The sequence below is a fragment of the Aeromicrobium sp. Leaf245 genome (assembly GCF_942548115.1).
Taxonomy (GTDB): Bacteria; Actinomycetota; Actinomycetes; order Propionibacteriales; family Nocardioidaceae; genus Aeromicrobium.
This window is the reverse complement of the sequence record NZ_OW824151.1, coordinates 1,449,010-1,464,111: the sequence shown is the minus strand read 5'-3', so window position 1 is coordinate 1,464,111 and position 15,102 is coordinate 1,449,010. Positions and strand designations below refer to the sequence as shown.

Below are 15,102 nucleotides of genomic sequence, written 5' to 3'. Positions count from 1 at the left end.
ACGGTCGAGCAGGGTCGGGATGACAGGATTTGAACCTGCGACCCTCCGCTCCCAAAGCGGATGCGCTACCAAGCTGCGCTACATCCCGGTGCCGTCGGACCCGCACCAGCGGCGACGGCGGACGTCAGCCTACGCCAGCGGGTGAGACCCCCCACAGTCGCCGCGATTCGGAATGCGTCATCGTGCAGATGGTTGAACAGTGAAGGAGATGGGCCGCCCGCGGCCCCACCCGGACAGCGTCCGGGACACCCGAGCTGAAGGAGAGACATGACCACCGTCTTCGACCCGATCACCGTCGGCGCCTGGGAGCTGCCGCAGCGCTTCGTCATGGCGCCGCTGACCCGCAACCGCGCCGAGGCCGGAGGCGTGCCCGGAGCCCTCGCCGCCGAGTACTACGGCCAGCGCGCCGGTGCCGGACTGATCGTCACCGAGGGGACGCAGCCGTCGGCCGTCGGCCAGGGCTACCTCGCCACCCCGGGCCTCCACTCCGCCGAGCAGGTCGAGGGCTGGCGCGGCGTCGCCGAGGCCGTGCACGCCGACGGCGGTCGCGTCGTCGCGCAGCTCATGCACGTGGGTCGCATCGCCCACCCCGACAACAAGGACGGCCTCGAGACGGTCGCGCCCAGCGCCATCGCCGCGCCGAACCAGATGGTGACCGCCGAGGGACAGAAGCCGCACGTGGAGCCCCGCGCCCTCGAGACGTCGGAGATCCCCGGCATCGTCGAGGAGTTCGTCCGGGCCTCGCGCAACGCCGTGGAGGCCGGGCTCGACGGCGTGGAGGTGCACGGCGCCAACGGCTACCTGCTCCACCAGTTCCTCGCGCCGTCCACGAACGAGCGCAGCGACGAGTACGGCGGCACCCCGGAGAACCGCGCACGCCTGACAGTCGAGGTCGTCCGGGCCGTGGCCGAGGCCATCGGCGCCGACAAGGTCGGCCTGCGCATCTCGCCCGCCCACAACATCCAGGGCGTGCTCGAGGAGGACGCCGACGACACGCGCGCCACCTACCTCGCGCTCGTCGACGGCATCGCCGACCTGGGCCTGGCCTACCTGAGCATCCTCGGCGACCCCGGGAGCGACCTCTTCCGCGAGCTGCGCAGCCACTTCGGTGGCGTCGTGATCGCGAACACCGGGTTCACCGAGGTCACGGACCTCGACGAGGTCAAGCACATCGTCGACGGCGACCTCGCCGACCTCGTGGCCGTGGGCCGTCCGTTCCTGGCCAACCCCGACCTCGTCGAGCGCTGGCGCGACGGCGACGAGCTCAACGAGCCGAACCCGGACACCTTCTACGGTGGCGGCGCCGAGGGGTACACCGACTACCCCACGCGCGACGCGGCCTGAACCGACGCGCTCCGACGAGCCCCCGACCCGCCCGGGTCGGGGGCTCGTCTCGTCCTGCCTGGTGCGCCGGTGAGTGCGACTATCGGGGCATGGCAGACGTCGTGGTGGTGGGAGCCGGCGTGTCCGGCGTCGCGTGCGCCCGTGAGCTGGAGGCCGCAGGACACACGGTGGTGCTGCGCGACACCGGCCGTCGACCCGGCGGCCGCATGGCCCTGCGCCGCCACGGCGACCGTGTGGTCGACATCGGCGCCAGCTACTTCACGGTCCGCGGCGACGCCTTCGCCGCCGTCGTGGACGACTGGGAGCGCCGAGGGCTCGCGCGACCGTGGACCGACACGTTCACGGCGTGGTCCGACGGCGAGCGGGAGCCGAAGCCTGGCCCCGTCCGGTGGTCCGCGCCCCACGGGCTCCGTTCCCTCGTCCAGGACCTGGCCGAGGGTCTCGACATCCGCAGCGCGGACCCCGTGGAGCACGTGACCGTCGGGGAGCGGCCGAGCGTCGACGGGCAGCAGACCGACGCCGTCGTGCTCGCCATGCCGGACCCCCAGGCCCGCAGGCTCGTGGCGACCGGCACCGCCGCCCACGACGCCCTCGACGATCCCTACGAGCCGGCCCTCGCCCTCACCGTCGGCTGGGAACGGCGCACCTGGCCCGAGGAGGACGGCGTCTTCGTCGGTGACCACCCCGACCTCACGTGGGTCGCCGACGACGGGCTGCGCCGTGGCGACCGGGCCCCGGTCCTCGTCGCGCACAGCACCGCCGAGCGCGCCCGCCGGCACCTGGCCGACCCCGCCTCGGCCGCCGACCCGATGCTCGCCGCGCTGCGCGAGGTGGTCGACGTGCCGGGCGACGAGCCCTCGCTCGTCCACGTGCAGCGGTGGACCTTCGCCCGCCCCGCACAGGAGCGCGAGGCGCCCTTCCACCTCGACGACGACGGCATCGGCGCGTGCGGCGACTCCTGGGGCCCGTCATCGTCCGTCGAGGCGGCCTTCGTGTCGGGCCGCGCCCTCGGTCGCGCGCTCGTCGAGCGACTCGCCTGACCGAACCGACCGCCGGACGATCTCTGCGCCGCGCACGAACCTACGCTGGCCGCATGGACGCCGTGGTCGAGCTGGTGCGCGGACGACTGCCGGCGTGCGGCTCCACCACGGTGGTGGCGATCGACGGTCCGAGCGGGTCCGGCAAGTCGTCGCTCGCGGACGAGCTGGCGGGACGGACCGACGCGGTGGTGCTGCGGACCGACACCTTCGTGCCGGGATGGCGAGGGTTGTCGCAGATGCCCCCCGCTCTGGCCCGCGACCTGCTGGCCCCCCTCGCACGTGACGAGGTCGCACGGCCCCGACGGTGGAGCTGGGTGCGCGACACCTGGCTGCCCGGCCTGCCGGTCGAGCCCGCACCGCTGCTCGTGCTCGACGGCTGCGGCAGCGGCTCGCGACCGCTCCGCCCCTTCCTGAGCGCGCTCGTCTGGGTCGAGGCCGACGTCGAGACCCGCAGGACCCGCGCCCTGGCACGCGACGGTGAGGCGTACGAGCCGTGGTGGGACGTGTGGGCCGGGCAGGAGCGCGCCCTGTTCGCCGCGGAAGGGACCCGCAGCGCAGCCGATCTGGTGCTCCGGACCGATCGCCCCTGATCGGTCGGGACCTTGGTCACGTATTCGAACATGTGCTTGTTTGTTGTCTCATTCTATCTCTAGAATGGGGGTAGACCAGCAGGAGGAAGCATGAGCGTCGCCGCACTCGACACCCACCCGGTGCCGTCGTGCGTGCACGGCCTCCACGCCCTGCTCGACACGGTCCCCACCGCGGCGTGGGACGGCCTGGACCCCGCCGAGGTCCGACGACTCCTCGCCGAGATCGGTCGCGCCGAAGCACGGCTCTCGGCCCACAAGATGGCCGCCGCCCGGGTGCTGGAGAAGGCCCGCAAGGCCGAGGCGAACGGTGACGGACCACGCCCCGGGGCGGGCACCTCGACCGGCGCGACCATCAGCTTCGACTTCGGTGGGGACCGCAGCGGCGCCGACGCGCTCGTGAACACCGCGCAGCGGATCGAGGAGCAGACCACCCTCATCGAGAACGCGCTCGCCGCCGGAGTGATCAGCACCAAGCAGGCCGACCTCATCTCCCGCGCGTTGGCCAAGCTGCCCGACGACGTGACCGCAGAGCAGCGTGAGCGGTGCGAAGAGACTTTGCTGAAGGATGCGCAGAAGCTGACGCTCAAGGACCTGCGCCGCAGGGCCGCCCGGATCACCGAGACCTACCGCAAGACGACCGATGAGGTCGACGCCGACGAGGACGAGATCCTCCGTCGCCGCGAAGACGAAGCCCGCAAGAAGACGTCGTTCTCCATGTGGGACAACAACGACGGCACCGTCACCGGACGCTTTACCCTCCCCGAAGCCCAGGGCGCCATGCTCAAGACCGCGCTCGACGCGCTCGCCGCACCACACCAGAAGGTCGGGACCGTCAACGCCGCCACCGGCGAGCACGACGAAGTGGGGTTCGGGCAGACCTACCCCCAGCGCCTCGGTCACGCCTTCGCCACCCTCGTCGAGCACCTCCCCGCCGACCAGCTCCCGTCCAACGGTGGTGTGAGTGCCGTCGTGACCGTGAACCTGGACCTCGACACCCTCGTCGGAGGTGTGAAGGCCGCCGGCCTCTCCGACGGAACCCGGATCAGTGCCGGTGAGGCGAGGCGACTGGCCTGCAGCGCCCAGATCGTCCCGATGGTCCTCAACGGCACCTCACTCCCGATCGACCTCGGCAGCGCGAACCGCTACTTCAACAGGTCGTCCCGACGAGCGATGGAGAAGAGAGACGGCGGCTGCACCGCACCCGGATGCGACCGCGACTCACGGTGGACCGAAGCCCACCACCTGAATCCCTACGCCATCTCCAAGACCACCGACATCAGAGACGGCGCCCTCCTCTGTTCGTTCCACCACCACCGAGTTCACGACCAACAGTGGTCAGGCCGGATCAATCCCGATGACGGCCACGTCGAGTGGAAGCTCCCCGGCTCCGACACCTGGCAACGAAACCAGCGCTGGCGACCCTGACGAATCCACCACGGCACCCCGACCCGTCGGTCGGGGCACTCGTGCTGCCCGGCCAGCACTGACCCATGTTGCTCGACCACGCCCCGCGGCTGGGAACAGGCTTCGGCCCCGAGAGCGGACGACGAGACTCGAACTCGCAACATTCTGCTTGGAAGGCAGAGACTCTAACCAATTGAGCTACGTCCGCTCTCGGGGCCGAAGCGACTCCAGGATGCCACATGCGCGTGGCCGGTGATGCTGCGGCCCGCGGGTCAGTCGCGACGTGCGAGCAGGAGCACCGCTCGGTCGTCGTCCTTGGTCTTCACCCGTCCGATGATGCGGCCGGCGGCGCCCTCGAAGCCGGGTCGCACGGCACGCGCGGCCACGGACCGGAGCCACTCGACGCCTTCCTCCACGCCCTGTTCACGGGACTCCACCACGCCGTCGGTGAAGAACAGCAGGGCCTCCCCCGACGCGAGGGTCCCTCGAGTCTCGTGGAAGTCGGGGTGCTGCAGGATGCCGAGCGCCGTGCCGCGGGCGTGGTCGGTCTTCCAGTCCGATGCGCCGGGGTGCCAGTGCAGCGCCGGCGGGTGGCCGGCGTTGATGATCCCGTAGTCCCCGCTGCGCAGGTCGATCGTCACGTGCACCGCCGTGGCGAAGCCCTCGTCCCAGTCCTGCCGCATGAGGAAGTCGTTGGCGGCCGCGAACAGGGCGAGCGGCGGCAGCGCCCCGATCAGACCACCGAGGGCCCCGGCGAGCTGCAACGACTGGGTCCCCGCGGCCACGCCCTTCCCACAGACGTCGACGAGCACCATCTCGAGCTTCCGCTCGTCCTCGCTCAGGTTGGCGACCATGAAGTCACCGGAGAAGTGCACCCCGCCCGCGGTCAGCATCGCGGACTCCGCGTGCCACGGAGCCGGCAGGGGCGGGACCTTGCCCTGAGCCTGCAGCCGGTCTCGGAGGTCGACCAGCATGGCCTCGCCCAGCGGACCGGGAAGTCCGCTCCGCCGACGTCGCGCCTCCCACAGCTGGATGCCGGCCACGACGGTCATCATCACGAGCGAGCTCACCCGGTTGGTCGTCATGCCCGTCTCGAGCGACTCGACGGTGACCGTGACGGCCACGAACAGCGCGATCGTGCCCACCAGCACGAGCAACGGCTTGAAGCGCAGGGTGATGCTGCCGAGCAGCAGCGGGATCACGAAGGTGAAGGCCGGGAACACCGGGTACGACACGATGGAGAGGGCGAGGATCACCGCGCTGAGGACCGCCAGCACCCCGAGGACCGCGACCTGACCCTCCTGGGTGCCGGTCTGCCAGCGCACGACCCGGTCGTCGACGTAGCGCCCCACGGTGTGCCGGGCGCGGCGAAGACGTGATCTCACCGGCCGAGCGTACCCGCGGCCTGGCACGTGGGGCACCAGAACAGGTTCCTTGCCGCGAGGACCTGGGTGCGCACCTCGTCGCCGCAGACGTAGCACTCCCGCCCGTCGCGACGGTAGACGTAGACCTCGCCGCCGTGGTCGTCGCGTCGCGGGAGCCGACCCATGACGGCCGGGCCGTGCGCCACGTGGACGGTGTCGATCCGACCCTTGCGCACGCCCTCTCGCATCAGGGCGACGAGGTCGGCCCAGAGGGCGTCCCAGATCGGCTCGGGCAGGTCCCGGCCGGGCAGGAACGGGTCGATGCGGTGCCGGAACAGTGCCTCCGCCCGGTACACGTTGCCGATGCCGGCGACGACCGACTGGTCCATGAGCAAGGTCGCGATCGGCGCCCTCGAGCGGTGGATCCGCTGCCAGGCGCGGTCGGGCTCGGCGTCCGCCCGCAACGGGTCGGGACCGAGCCGCGCGACGAGCGCCTCCACCTCTCCGGGCAGCAGCAGCTCGCACGCCGTGGGACCCCGCAGGTCCGCCGTGCGCGTGGGCCACTCCGCCGGGCCCTCGAGACGCCAGCGCACCTGGCCCTTCACCTCGGGGACCTCGCCCTCGGCGTGCTTCGAGATCCGGAACGCCCCGTAGAGGCCGAGGTGGACGTGCACCTGCTCGTCGAGGCCCTCGAACCGCACCAGCAGGTGCTTGCCCCACGCGTCGGCACCGGCGAGCACCAGCCCGTCGAGCCGGCCGGCTCCGTCGACGAAACGGCCCTGCGGACTGCTCGAGCGCACCCGGTCGCCGGCGAAGGTCTTCGTGAGGCGCCCGGCCAGGCGGTGGAGGGTGTGCCCCTCAGGCACGACGGTTCCGAGGGTCGGGGACGCCGCGGGAGAGAGCCACCAGGCGAGCGTAGCCATGCGGGTCGGACGCGCCAGTCGACCGTCCTGGAAGGTGCGGGCCGATGGCGGGGTCGGGCCGTGACTCCTGTGCCGCCTCCTGTCATGATGAGGGATACGTGTCAGACGTGCGACCCTCCTGGGACGTGACGCGGCGGGTGAGGAGTCTCCGATGGAGCTCGGCAACAGTCGGCACGCACTGGTGCGGTTCGCCTCGCTCCTCGCGTCGTTCGACGAGTCCAGCTACGTCGCTCCGCGCCTGTGCGAGGCCGCCCGCATCGTCGTCGGCGCCGACGGGGCATCGATCTCCGCCGCACTCCTGAACACCAAGCACGAGCTCCTGTGCGCGACCGACGACGTGACCCAGCGATACGAGGAGCTCCAGGAGGTCGCCGGAGAAGGCCCCGCCTTCACGGCCAGCCGTACCGGCGAGCTGGTCACGGTCCGCCTCGGCGACGTCTCCGCCGACCACTGGCCCGCCCTCGCCGTGATGAGCAACGACCTCGAGGGCACCATCTGGTCCGTCCCGATGCGTCCCGGTCGCCTCGTCGTCGGCGTCCTGACGCTGCACCGCGCCCACGGGCCGCTCGAGGAGGAGCTCGAGACCGTGCAGGAGGTTGCCGACGCCGTCGGCACCGCACTGCTCCAGGACTCGAGCGTCCTCGCTCCGGTCACCAGCGACACGGAGGCGTGGTCGGTACGATCACAGCTGCACCAGGCGAGCGGCATGGTGATCGCCCAGCTCGGAGTCAGCCCGGAGGATGCCGTCGCCCTGATCCGGGCGCACGCGTACGCTCACGACAAGGACGTCAGCGTGGTGGCGGCCGACGTCATCGCGCGTCGAATCGACTACACGGACTTTCGCATCGGAGGCGACTGATGAGCGACATGGCACGCGCACTCTCCACGGTGTCGGCCTCACTCGTCATCCCCCACGACGTCGCAGGAACGTTGACCGCGCTGCTCGAGGAGGTCACGCAGGCCTTCGGCGCCGTGGCGTGCTCGGTGGCCGTCGCCGACCGGCACGACCGCCTCGAGGTCCTGACGTCGTCGTCCCACCGCGAGGACCTGCTCACGCTGCACGACGTCCAGGCCGCCGAGGGTCCGCTCTTCGAGGCGTGGACGCACGGCAGGCCCGTCACGATGCCCGACATCTCGAGCACGACCCATCCGTGGCCCGACCTCACGGCCGCGATGGAGACTGTGGGGGTCTGCTCCGCCCTGGCCGTGCCGCTGCGCTGGGGCGGCCAGCCGCTCGGTGCCGTGGGCCTCGTGCGCACCGTGCCGGGCGACTTCGACGCCGCCCAGGCCGTCCACCTGCAGGCGTTCGCCGACCTCGCCATGCTCGTCATCGTCCACGCGGACCCCGTCTCGGTGCGGACCGCCGTCCAGCGGATCGACGACGCACTGACCGGCCGGATCGCCGTCGAGCAGGCCAAGGGTGCGCTCGCGTACCTGCACGACTCCACGACCGCCGACGCGTACGACCTCCTGCGCAGGCGAGCCGAGGAGGCCGAGGTCACCTTGAGCGAGGCGGCCCACATCGTGCTGCGCGAGGCCGTGCAGGGCCGAGACGACGACTAGGGCCAGAGACGTCGGCAGCGCGGCCGGCATCGCGGTGCGACCAGCCGTCGACGCATGACGGCGCCCGTCGGTGGCACCTCGTCCGTCCGCCGGAGACCCATCCGCCGCAGCGCGCCCTCCGGAGACCCACCGTCGATCAACCCGACCTCGCCGCCCGACCGATCCTCGGCCGGCGGACCCGTCGGGCCCCCGGGGTCTCGGCGATCCGAGCGATCATCTCGTCCAAGGTGGTCGTGGGCGCGTACCCGACGAGGCGCCGGACCGCGGTGTTGTCCGGGACGTGCCGGTGCTGGTCCTCCCTGCCGGACCCCTGCCTGTCCGCCTGCGGGACGTGGACGATCCGGCTGTGGCTCCGCGTCACCCGCGCGACGCGGCGCGCGAGGTGGTTGACGCTGAACGCCTCGGTGCCCCCGATGTTGTAGGCCCGGCCGATCGAGCCCTTCGACTCTTGCACGGCGACCATCGCGGGCACCACGTCGCCGACGTAGGCGAAGCACCGGGTCTGCTCGCCGTCCCCGAACACGGTCATGGGCTCGCCGGCCATGGCCTCGGCGACCAGGTGCGGCACGACCATGCCGTACTGGCCCACCTGACGCGGACCGATGGTGTCGAACAGCCGGACGATGCGGACCGGCAGAACGCGCTCGGTCCAGTAGGCGTGGCCGTAGGCCTCGTTGATGCCCCTGGCCGCGGCATAGGTCCACCGCGAGCGAAGCGGCGTGCCCAGGACCCGGTCGCTGTCCTCGGACAGGGTGTCGATCGCGTTCTTGCCGAACACCTCCGCCGTGGACACCAGCAGGACCTCGGCACTGGAGTCCAACGCGGAGTCGAGGACGTTCTCGGTGCCGTGGATGTTGATCCGCATGCCCGCGAGAGGCGAGCCGAGGGCCGCGTGCGCCCCGACGGCAGCTGCGAGGTGGAAGATGCGATCCGCACCCCTGACCGCGGACCGCACCTCCGACTTCTCCATGACCGAGCCCGATCTCAGGTGGAACCGTGGGTGGTCGAGCACCGTCGCGAGGTTCCTGATGTCGCCCGTCGAGAGGTCGTCCAGGACCACCACCTCGTCGCCCCGCTCGAGGAGCAGCTCGACCAGGTGACTTCCGACGAACCCCGCGCCGCCGGTGACGACGGACCGGTTCGTCCCGCTGGTCACGCGGTGTCCCCGGCCGTCGTCGACGTCGATCCACGCACGGTGTCGACGCCGGGCGCGATGCGATCGAACTCGTCGTCGAGGGCCACGCCGACGGCACGGTAGGTGTCGTCCAGGAGCTTGGTCAGCTCGGCGGTACCCAGCGTGCGCACCACGTGGACCTCCTGCTCGCACCGACCGACGAGCTGGGCGGCACGCTGCGCTGAGGCCGACGTCCATCCGGCGACCACGCGGGGGCCTGCTTCCTTCGCCGTCGCGCCGCGTCCCCCGATCCGGCGTCGGGCGCTGAAGGCGACGTGCACGGACGATCCCGGCTCGAGCCCGCGGTCGCGCAGCGGCTTCACCAGGAGGTCCTCCGTGCACCCCACGTACGCCGTGGAGGTGAGGAGGATGAGCTGGCCGGGGACCGCCTGGTCCACCACCACGGCGCACAGGGCTCGCAGGAGCTCGACGTCGGGGGCGTCGTCGTCGTCGGGTGTCGGCCCGCACACCACCACGGCTCGCGCGTCGCCGGCGCGGGCTAGGTCGGGCGAGACCGTGAACGTGTCCAGACCGAGGGTCGTGGCGAGACGCAGGAGGTCCTGGCCGGCAGGTCCGACGTCGTCCGGCGCCCGGCTCGGCGCCGGGACGTCCAGCGCGAGGACCCGCGATCCTGCCCTGTGGTGGGCGAGCGCCGTCAGCAGTCCGACCCGGCCGAGCCCGACGACGGCGACGTCGAAGGGGAACAGGTGCTTCAGCACGCTGCGCCGGGACGCCCGGGACGTGACGACCGAGGTCGGAGGACGGCGGCGTGCCGTGGCCAGCTGGGTCTGGGGGGAGTCGGCGAGCGTCATGGGGTGCTCCTTCTCGTCGGCGCCCCGTGCGCCGTCCTGGACGCCACTCTGGCCCCGACGCCCACAGGCTGAGAAGCCGAATCGCTCAGGCGTGCGGGGCGCAGCCGGACACCCGCACGTGGCCCGCCGCGGCCCGCATCCAGGTGTGCGGGACACCGCCGACGGCGGAGCGGAGCGCGACCGACGGCTCGGGTCTAGCCGCCCTCGCGCAGCATCTCCGCGACGAGCTCCGAGCGCGACGCCACCCCGATCCTCCGGTAGATCGCCGTGAGCCTCAGCTCCACCGTGCGGACCGACATGAACATCGCCGCGGCGATGTCGCGGGTGCGCAGGCCGTCCTTCACGTGAGTGGCGACGACCCACTCCTCGTCGCTGAGCTGGTCCCTGACGGGAGTGGCTTCGATGCCGTGCTCGGACGCTCCGCGGACCGCCCACCCCGTGGCCCCCGCGATGTCGAACGCGGCGACGGCCAGGGTCCGGGCCCGGGCACCCTCGTGCGCGTGGCCGAGCGCGGTGAGCCGGGTGGCCATCACCGCGAGCGTGCGGCCCTGCTCGTACGGGGACTCGCCCGGCTCGAACAGGCCGGCCGCGGCGGTGAAGAGCGGCAGGGACGCCTCACCCTCGGCGGTGAGCGCCCGCATGCGCGCGATCGCGAGGGCCGCCCACCGACTCGGATGGGCCGCCTGCCGGGCCTCGAGGGAGGAGAGGAGCCGGGTCGCCTCCCGGTGCCGACCCGTCGCGACGCACGCCTCCGCGTAGTCGGCCCACTGACGCAGGAGGGTGGGGTTGCGGAACCGGGCGGCGTAGCCGGTGACCTGGCGCAGCAGGGTGACCGAGGTGTCCGCGTCACCCCGGAGGAGGGCGATCGTCCCCCTCAGGGCGAGCGCCCGGGCCATGGTGGCGGGTGCACCCTCCAGCGAGGCCAGCTCACTGGACCGCTGCAGGACCTCGTCGGCGTCGTCGGTGCGTCCGACCGAGTACTGGATCCAGGCGCGCACGTACAGCTGCCCGGAGGACCGCAGCCCTGCCCACGGGGAGTCGGGGTCCCACGCGGTCGCGCACTCGCGGGCCCGTCGGAACTGACCGGCCGCCACCTCGTTCCCGACGGCGCCGAGCCGGGCCAGGTCGGTCCACACCGGGTCCAGGGCGGTCGGGTAGTGCAGCACGATGTTGAAGAGGTCGCGCGCCTCCCCGTGTCGCTCGGCCAGGGAGTGCGCCCGCGCCTGCATCAGCAGGGGCGCCGGCTCGCTGCCGTCCAGCGACCCGAGGCCGGTCACGGTGGCCCCCTCGGTCGACTCCACGCCGTCGATGGCGTCGAGGGCCGCGATGGTGATCCCGAGCTGGTCGACGGTCTCGTCCGAGAGCCGTCCCTCCGTGGCGGCGGTGGACGGGAGCAGCGCCCGCGCCTCCGCCGTCTCCCAGCGCTCGGCGCGGAACCATGCGGCTGCGAGCTGGAGGCCGGCCGCCGTGTCGGGGGCGGTCCCGGCGTGCAGCTCGGCCAGGGCCCGCACCTGGTCGTCGACGAGCTGCTGCGACGTGACCATCTCGTGCACCAGCTCGAAGAAGGCCAGGCGCAGCGCCTGGGTGGCCGTGATGTCGACGACCTGCGGGTGGTGGCTGTAGCGCGCGGCCAGCACCACCTCGCCGTGGCGCAGGAGCTGGGAGCAGAGGCCGATGATGGTGTCGAGGTGCCGGTCGACGTGCTCCACCCGCTGCAGCGCCCGCTCGGCCAGCTCGACCGCGGCCGCGACGTCGCCCGACGCGACGAGCCCGACCGCGCTGCGCAGGAGCGCCTCCACCCCGACGGGCTCGCCGTCGAAGCTCCCGTGCCACGCCTCGAGGTGCTCGCTGCGTCCCCGGGCCGCAGCGGCGAGACGCGCGTGCCCCTCACGGCGCGATGCCGATGACTGGGACCAGTAGATCCGGGAGCGCAGGCGGGCGTCCCGGAACGCGACGTGTTGGCCCCTACGGCTCAGGACACCCTCGTCCACCAGCTCGTCGACCGCGCCGGGCAGTCCGGAGTCGACGAGCCCGAGGACCAGGGGGTGCGCGAGGGACGAGAGGGCCACGACGTCGAGGGCGGTCCGCTGCCTCGCGTCCAGGCCGTCGAGGATCGGAGCGGTCAGCACGGCGGACCACGAGCCACCGCGCGGCGGGAGCTGGAGCCAGGCGTCACCTCGCGCCTGGTCCGGGTCGAGACGTTCCAGGTGCTCGCGCAGCAGGCTCGGGTTGCCGCGGCAGTAGGTCGAGAGCACGCGCACGGTCGACTCCGACGGTTCGTGTCCCGGGTCGCGGACCTCGTCGGCGAGGACGTCGGGCGGCAGCGGGCGCAGCTCTCGGCGGGGGATCCCACCCAGCGGCGCGCTCGCCGACATCGTCCGAGCCGTCACCACGAGCCGGAGCCCCGTGTGCAACAGGCGACCGGCCACGAGGCCTAGCACGGCCTGGCTGTGCGCGTCCATCCGGTCGACGTCGTCGACCAGCAGCAGCGTCGCGGGCAGTCGCATCGCCTGGATCACGTCGAGCACGTGGTGGGCCGCGTCGAGCTCCTGGCCGGGTCCCTCCGCCATCGACGCGGCCCGACGCTCGAGGTCGGGCGCCAGGTGCATCGAAAGCGCCACCAGCACCGACTCCAGGCCGGACATGGCGTACGCGGCCTCGTGCGGGTTGGTGCGCACCATGGTGGAGGGGACGGGCGTGCCGTCGACCGCCTCGCTCAGCAACCGGGTCTTGCCGATCCCCGGCTCTCCCACGACCAGCAGTGCACCCTCACGAGGTCCTTCGGCGAGGTCGATGATCGACCTCAGCGTGTGGTGGTGCGGGGTGGCGGTCACACGGCCTCCTGGTCCCCGACGCGAGGCACCGAGAGGTGTCTACATCGTCATGGTCGCCCAGGCGGGCCTGCAGCACCAGGGCCGGAGGTCCACGCCCGACCCGCCGACCTCAGTCGAAGCGACCGGTGGACTCGTACGTGGCGAGCAGGTCGATCCGGCGCTGGTGACGCTCGGCTCCGCTGAACGGCGTGGTCAGGAAGGTCTCGACGATCTCGACGGCCTGCTCGAACGTGTGCATGCGCCCGCCGATGGCCATCACCTGGGCGTCGTTGTGCTCACGGGCGAGTGCGGCCGTCTCCGTGCTCCAGGCGAGCGCCGCTCGAGCGCCGCGCACCTTGTTGGCGGCGATCTGCTCACCGTTGCCCGACCCGCCGATCACGATCGCCAGCGACCCCGGCTCGTCGACCGCGGCCTGGGCCGCCGCGACGCAGAACGGCGGGTAGTCGTCGTCGGCGTCGTACTCGTGCGCGCCGTGGTCGACGGGCTCGTACCCGTGGTCGGTGAGCCACGCCGCGAGGGCGTCCTTGAGCTCGAGGCCGGCATGGTCGGTTCCGAGGTGCACGCGCATGCGCACAGTGTCCCAGAGCGGGCGGTTGCCGGTTCAGCGGCCTTCGCGCACCACGCGCCGCACGAACCCCGCGAAGGCGTCGGCGGACTCCTCGCCCCGGAACTCCCCCAGCACGTAGCGCTTGCGAGCCGACCGGGCCTCGGCCAGCGGGTCGTCCACGAGCAGGTCGTCGAGGACCTCGTCGAGGTTCTCGAGATCACCGCGCAGCACGTACGCGGTCTGGGCGATGGGGTACTCGTCGCGGAACTCCTCGACGCTCGACCGCATCGCCGTCATGCTGTACGGCTTCTCGGACTGCAGCCAGTCGGACACGACGCTGGACACGTCGGAGATGAGGGCGTCGGAGGCGTTCGTGCAGTCGGCCACGCTCCACTCGACGTCGGCGCGCCGTCCCCACACGTGCGCGGGACCGCCGGCGGCCCGGTCGGCCTCGAGCAGCCCGTGGATCTCGTGCACCACCGCCCGTCGGATGCGCCAGCGGTAGCTGAGCGGGTGCGGTCGGAAGACCACGCGCACCCCGCGTCGCAGGAGGGCGGCGACGATCTTCGGTCCCTGCTCGAGAGAGGAGAAGTTGACCGCGGGATCGAGGCCGTGCCACGTCGGCGCGTAGAGCACGGTCGGCTGCTCGAGGGACCCGATGGCACCGCGAGCGGGCTCGATGTCCCACGCCTGGGGGCGGCCGAGCACCTCGAACTTGTCGGCATCCACGTGGATGCCGTGGTTGGCGTACCGGTCGATGCCCGCCTGGCCGCACACGACGAGGACGTCGTAGTCCGCGTGCCGGGGGTTGTAGTTGGCCGGCTTGTCGGAGTCGCCGTGGTTGAGCCACACGTGCGTGATGTCCCGGCGCGCCATGAACCGGGCGTTGGTCTGGGCGTTCTGCACGTAGAAGAAGGCGCGGAGGCTGGGGACCAGCGCGTCGTCGAGGTCCTTCATCCCCCGTGACCCCAGCTGCACGAAGGGCGATCGCAGCGGGGCGTCGCCCTCGGTCAGGATCCGCTCGACGTACTTGGCGTGCAGGTTGATGATGACGTTCGGCTCACCGGAGCGCAGCAGGTAGGGCTCCCACATGCGCAGCTGCCACGGACCGCCCGACCTGCCGGCGTAGGCCATCGCCGTGGTCGGGGCGTGGCGGACCAGGGCGCGACGCAGACGTCTGCGGTGCCGCCAGTGCCGCAGCGTCCCCTCCGACGCGCCGACCGCGAGCGCGACGGCCACCACGACCCCGGGCACCGCCACGAGGGGCGTCGGGCGGGTGAGGGCGAGCACCACCAGGACGGCGAAGGCCGCACCCAGCAGCGCGGTGCGCAGCAGCGGCACCAGGCGGTGCGGGGCCGGAGGTCCGTCCGCGACGCCTCGCAGGCCGTAGGCGTGGGTGGGGACGACCACCAGGGGCTCACGGCTGAGCTGCCGGTCGAGAAAGCGGCGCCAGGCTGGGCGCTCGGTCTGCCCCGGCTCGGCCTGCTCCACCACGCGCGACAGTATG

At 72.3% G+C, this 15,102-nt stretch carries 13 protein-coding genes and 2 tRNA genes; 6 read left to right on the top strand and 9 right to left on the bottom strand.

The genetic code is table 11. The features are described 5' to 3' along the window. Positions 1-14: 14 nt before the first annotated feature. Positions 15-88: transfer RNA gene (locus tag NBW76_RS07265), tRNA-Pro, on the bottom strand. A 179-nt stretch (positions 89-267) separates the two neighbouring features. Here NBW76_RS07265 and NBW76_RS07260 point away from each other — a divergent pair. From NBW76_RS07260 to NBW76_RS07245, 4 genes are all read left to right on the top strand, one after another. After that, positions 268-1,344, top strand: a complete 1,077-nt coding sequence (locus NBW76_RS07260) for an alkene reductase (protein ID WP_056555146.1) — start codon at positions 268-270, stop codon at positions 1,342-1,344. Positions 1,345-1,433: 89 nt separating this feature from the next. Beyond that, the gene (locus NBW76_RS07255; protein WP_056555144.1) at positions 1,434-2,384 is read left to right on the top strand and encodes an NAD(P)/FAD-dependent oxidoreductase; all 951 of its coding nucleotides are present in this window, start codon (positions 1,434-1,436) and stop codon (positions 2,382-2,384) included. A 53-nt stretch (positions 2,385-2,437) separates the two neighbouring features. Further along, entirely contained in the window at positions 2,438-2,974 is a 537-nt protein-coding gene (locus tag NBW76_RS07250) for an AAA family ATPase (RefSeq protein WP_056555141.1), read from the top strand. Between the two features lie 90 nt (positions 2,975-3,064). Further along, positions 3,065-4,399 carry an HNH endonuclease signature motif containing protein gene (locus tag NBW76_RS07245; protein WP_250246824.1) on the top strand — a complete coding sequence of 445 codons (1,335 nt, stop codon included), beginning with the start codon at positions 3,065-3,067 and terminating at the stop codon, positions 4,397-4,399. A gap of 113 nt (positions 4,400-4,512) precedes the next feature. On the opposite strand, the gene NBW76_RS07240 is transcribed toward NBW76_RS07245, so the two are convergent. From NBW76_RS07240 to NBW76_RS07230, 3 genes are all read right to left on the bottom strand, one after another. Beyond that, positions 4,513-4,586 (bottom strand) — tRNA-Gly (locus NBW76_RS07240). A gap of 64 nt (positions 4,587-4,650) precedes the next feature. Further along, positions 4,651-5,763 carry a PP2C family protein-serine/threonine phosphatase gene (locus NBW76_RS07235; RefSeq protein WP_156364701.1) on the bottom strand — a complete coding sequence of 371 codons (1,113 nt, stop codon included), beginning with the start codon at positions 5,761-5,763 and terminating at the stop codon, positions 4,651-4,653. Further along, positions 5,760-6,608: an Fpg/Nei family DNA glycosylase gene (locus tag NBW76_RS07230; RefSeq protein ID WP_055966344.1), complete on the bottom strand. Its 849-nt coding sequence runs from the start codon at positions 6,606-6,608 to the stop codon at positions 5,760-5,762. The genes NBW76_RS07235 and NBW76_RS07230 overlap by 4 nt, the downstream gene beginning before the upstream one ends. Before the next feature lie 208 nt (positions 6,609-6,816). On the opposite strand from NBW76_RS07230, the gene NBW76_RS07225 reads away from it, so the two are divergent. Both NBW76_RS07225 and NBW76_RS07220 read left to right on the top strand, forming a co-directional pair. Next, positions 6,817-7,524 carry a GAF and ANTAR domain-containing protein gene (locus tag NBW76_RS07225; RefSeq protein ID WP_056553025.1) on the top strand — a complete coding sequence of 236 codons (708 nt, stop codon included), beginning with the start codon at positions 6,817-6,819 and terminating at the stop codon, positions 7,522-7,524. Further along, positions 7,524-8,228, top strand: a complete 705-nt coding sequence (locus tag NBW76_RS07220; RefSeq protein ID WP_056553028.1) for a GAF and ANTAR domain-containing protein — start codon at positions 7,524-7,526, stop codon at positions 8,226-8,228. The genes NBW76_RS07225 and NBW76_RS07220 overlap by 1 nt, the downstream gene beginning before the upstream one ends. Before the next feature lie 136 nt (positions 8,229-8,364). Here the strand turns inward: NBW76_RS07220 and NBW76_RS07215 are convergent, their stop codons facing one another. The 5 genes from NBW76_RS07215 to NBW76_RS07195 all read right to left on the bottom strand — a co-directional run bounded on the left by NBW76_RS07215 (position 8,365) and on the right by NBW76_RS07195 (position 15,089). Next, complete coding sequence (locus NBW76_RS07215) at positions 8,365-9,384, bottom strand: NAD(P)-dependent oxidoreductase (RefSeq protein ID WP_056553031.1); 1,020 nt, start codon at positions 9,382-9,384, stop codon at positions 8,365-8,367. Further along, positions 9,381-10,214, bottom strand: a complete 834-nt coding sequence (locus tag NBW76_RS07210) for a hypothetical protein (protein WP_055964976.1) — start codon at positions 10,212-10,214, stop codon at positions 9,381-9,383. The genes NBW76_RS07215 and NBW76_RS07210 overlap by 4 nt, the downstream gene beginning before the upstream one ends. A gap of 194 nt (positions 10,215-10,408) precedes the next feature. Beyond that, positions 10,409-13,048 (bottom strand): AAA family ATPase, encoded by a 2,640-nt coding sequence (locus NBW76_RS07205; protein WP_056553033.1) that lies wholly within the window; start codon positions 13,046-13,048, stop codon positions 10,409-10,411. Between the two features lie 109 nt (positions 13,049-13,157). Then, complete coding sequence (locus tag NBW76_RS07200; protein ID WP_056553036.1) at positions 13,158-13,616, bottom strand: ribose-5-phosphate isomerase; 459 nt, start codon at positions 13,614-13,616, stop codon at positions 13,158-13,160. 33 nt (positions 13,617-13,649) lie between these two features. Next, the gene (locus tag NBW76_RS07195) at positions 13,650-15,089 is read right to left on the bottom strand and encodes a CDP-glycerol glycerophosphotransferase family protein (protein ID WP_156364702.1); all 1,440 of its coding nucleotides are present in this window, start codon (positions 15,087-15,089) and stop codon (positions 13,650-13,652) included. Positions 15,090-15,102: the final 13 nt, after the last annotated feature.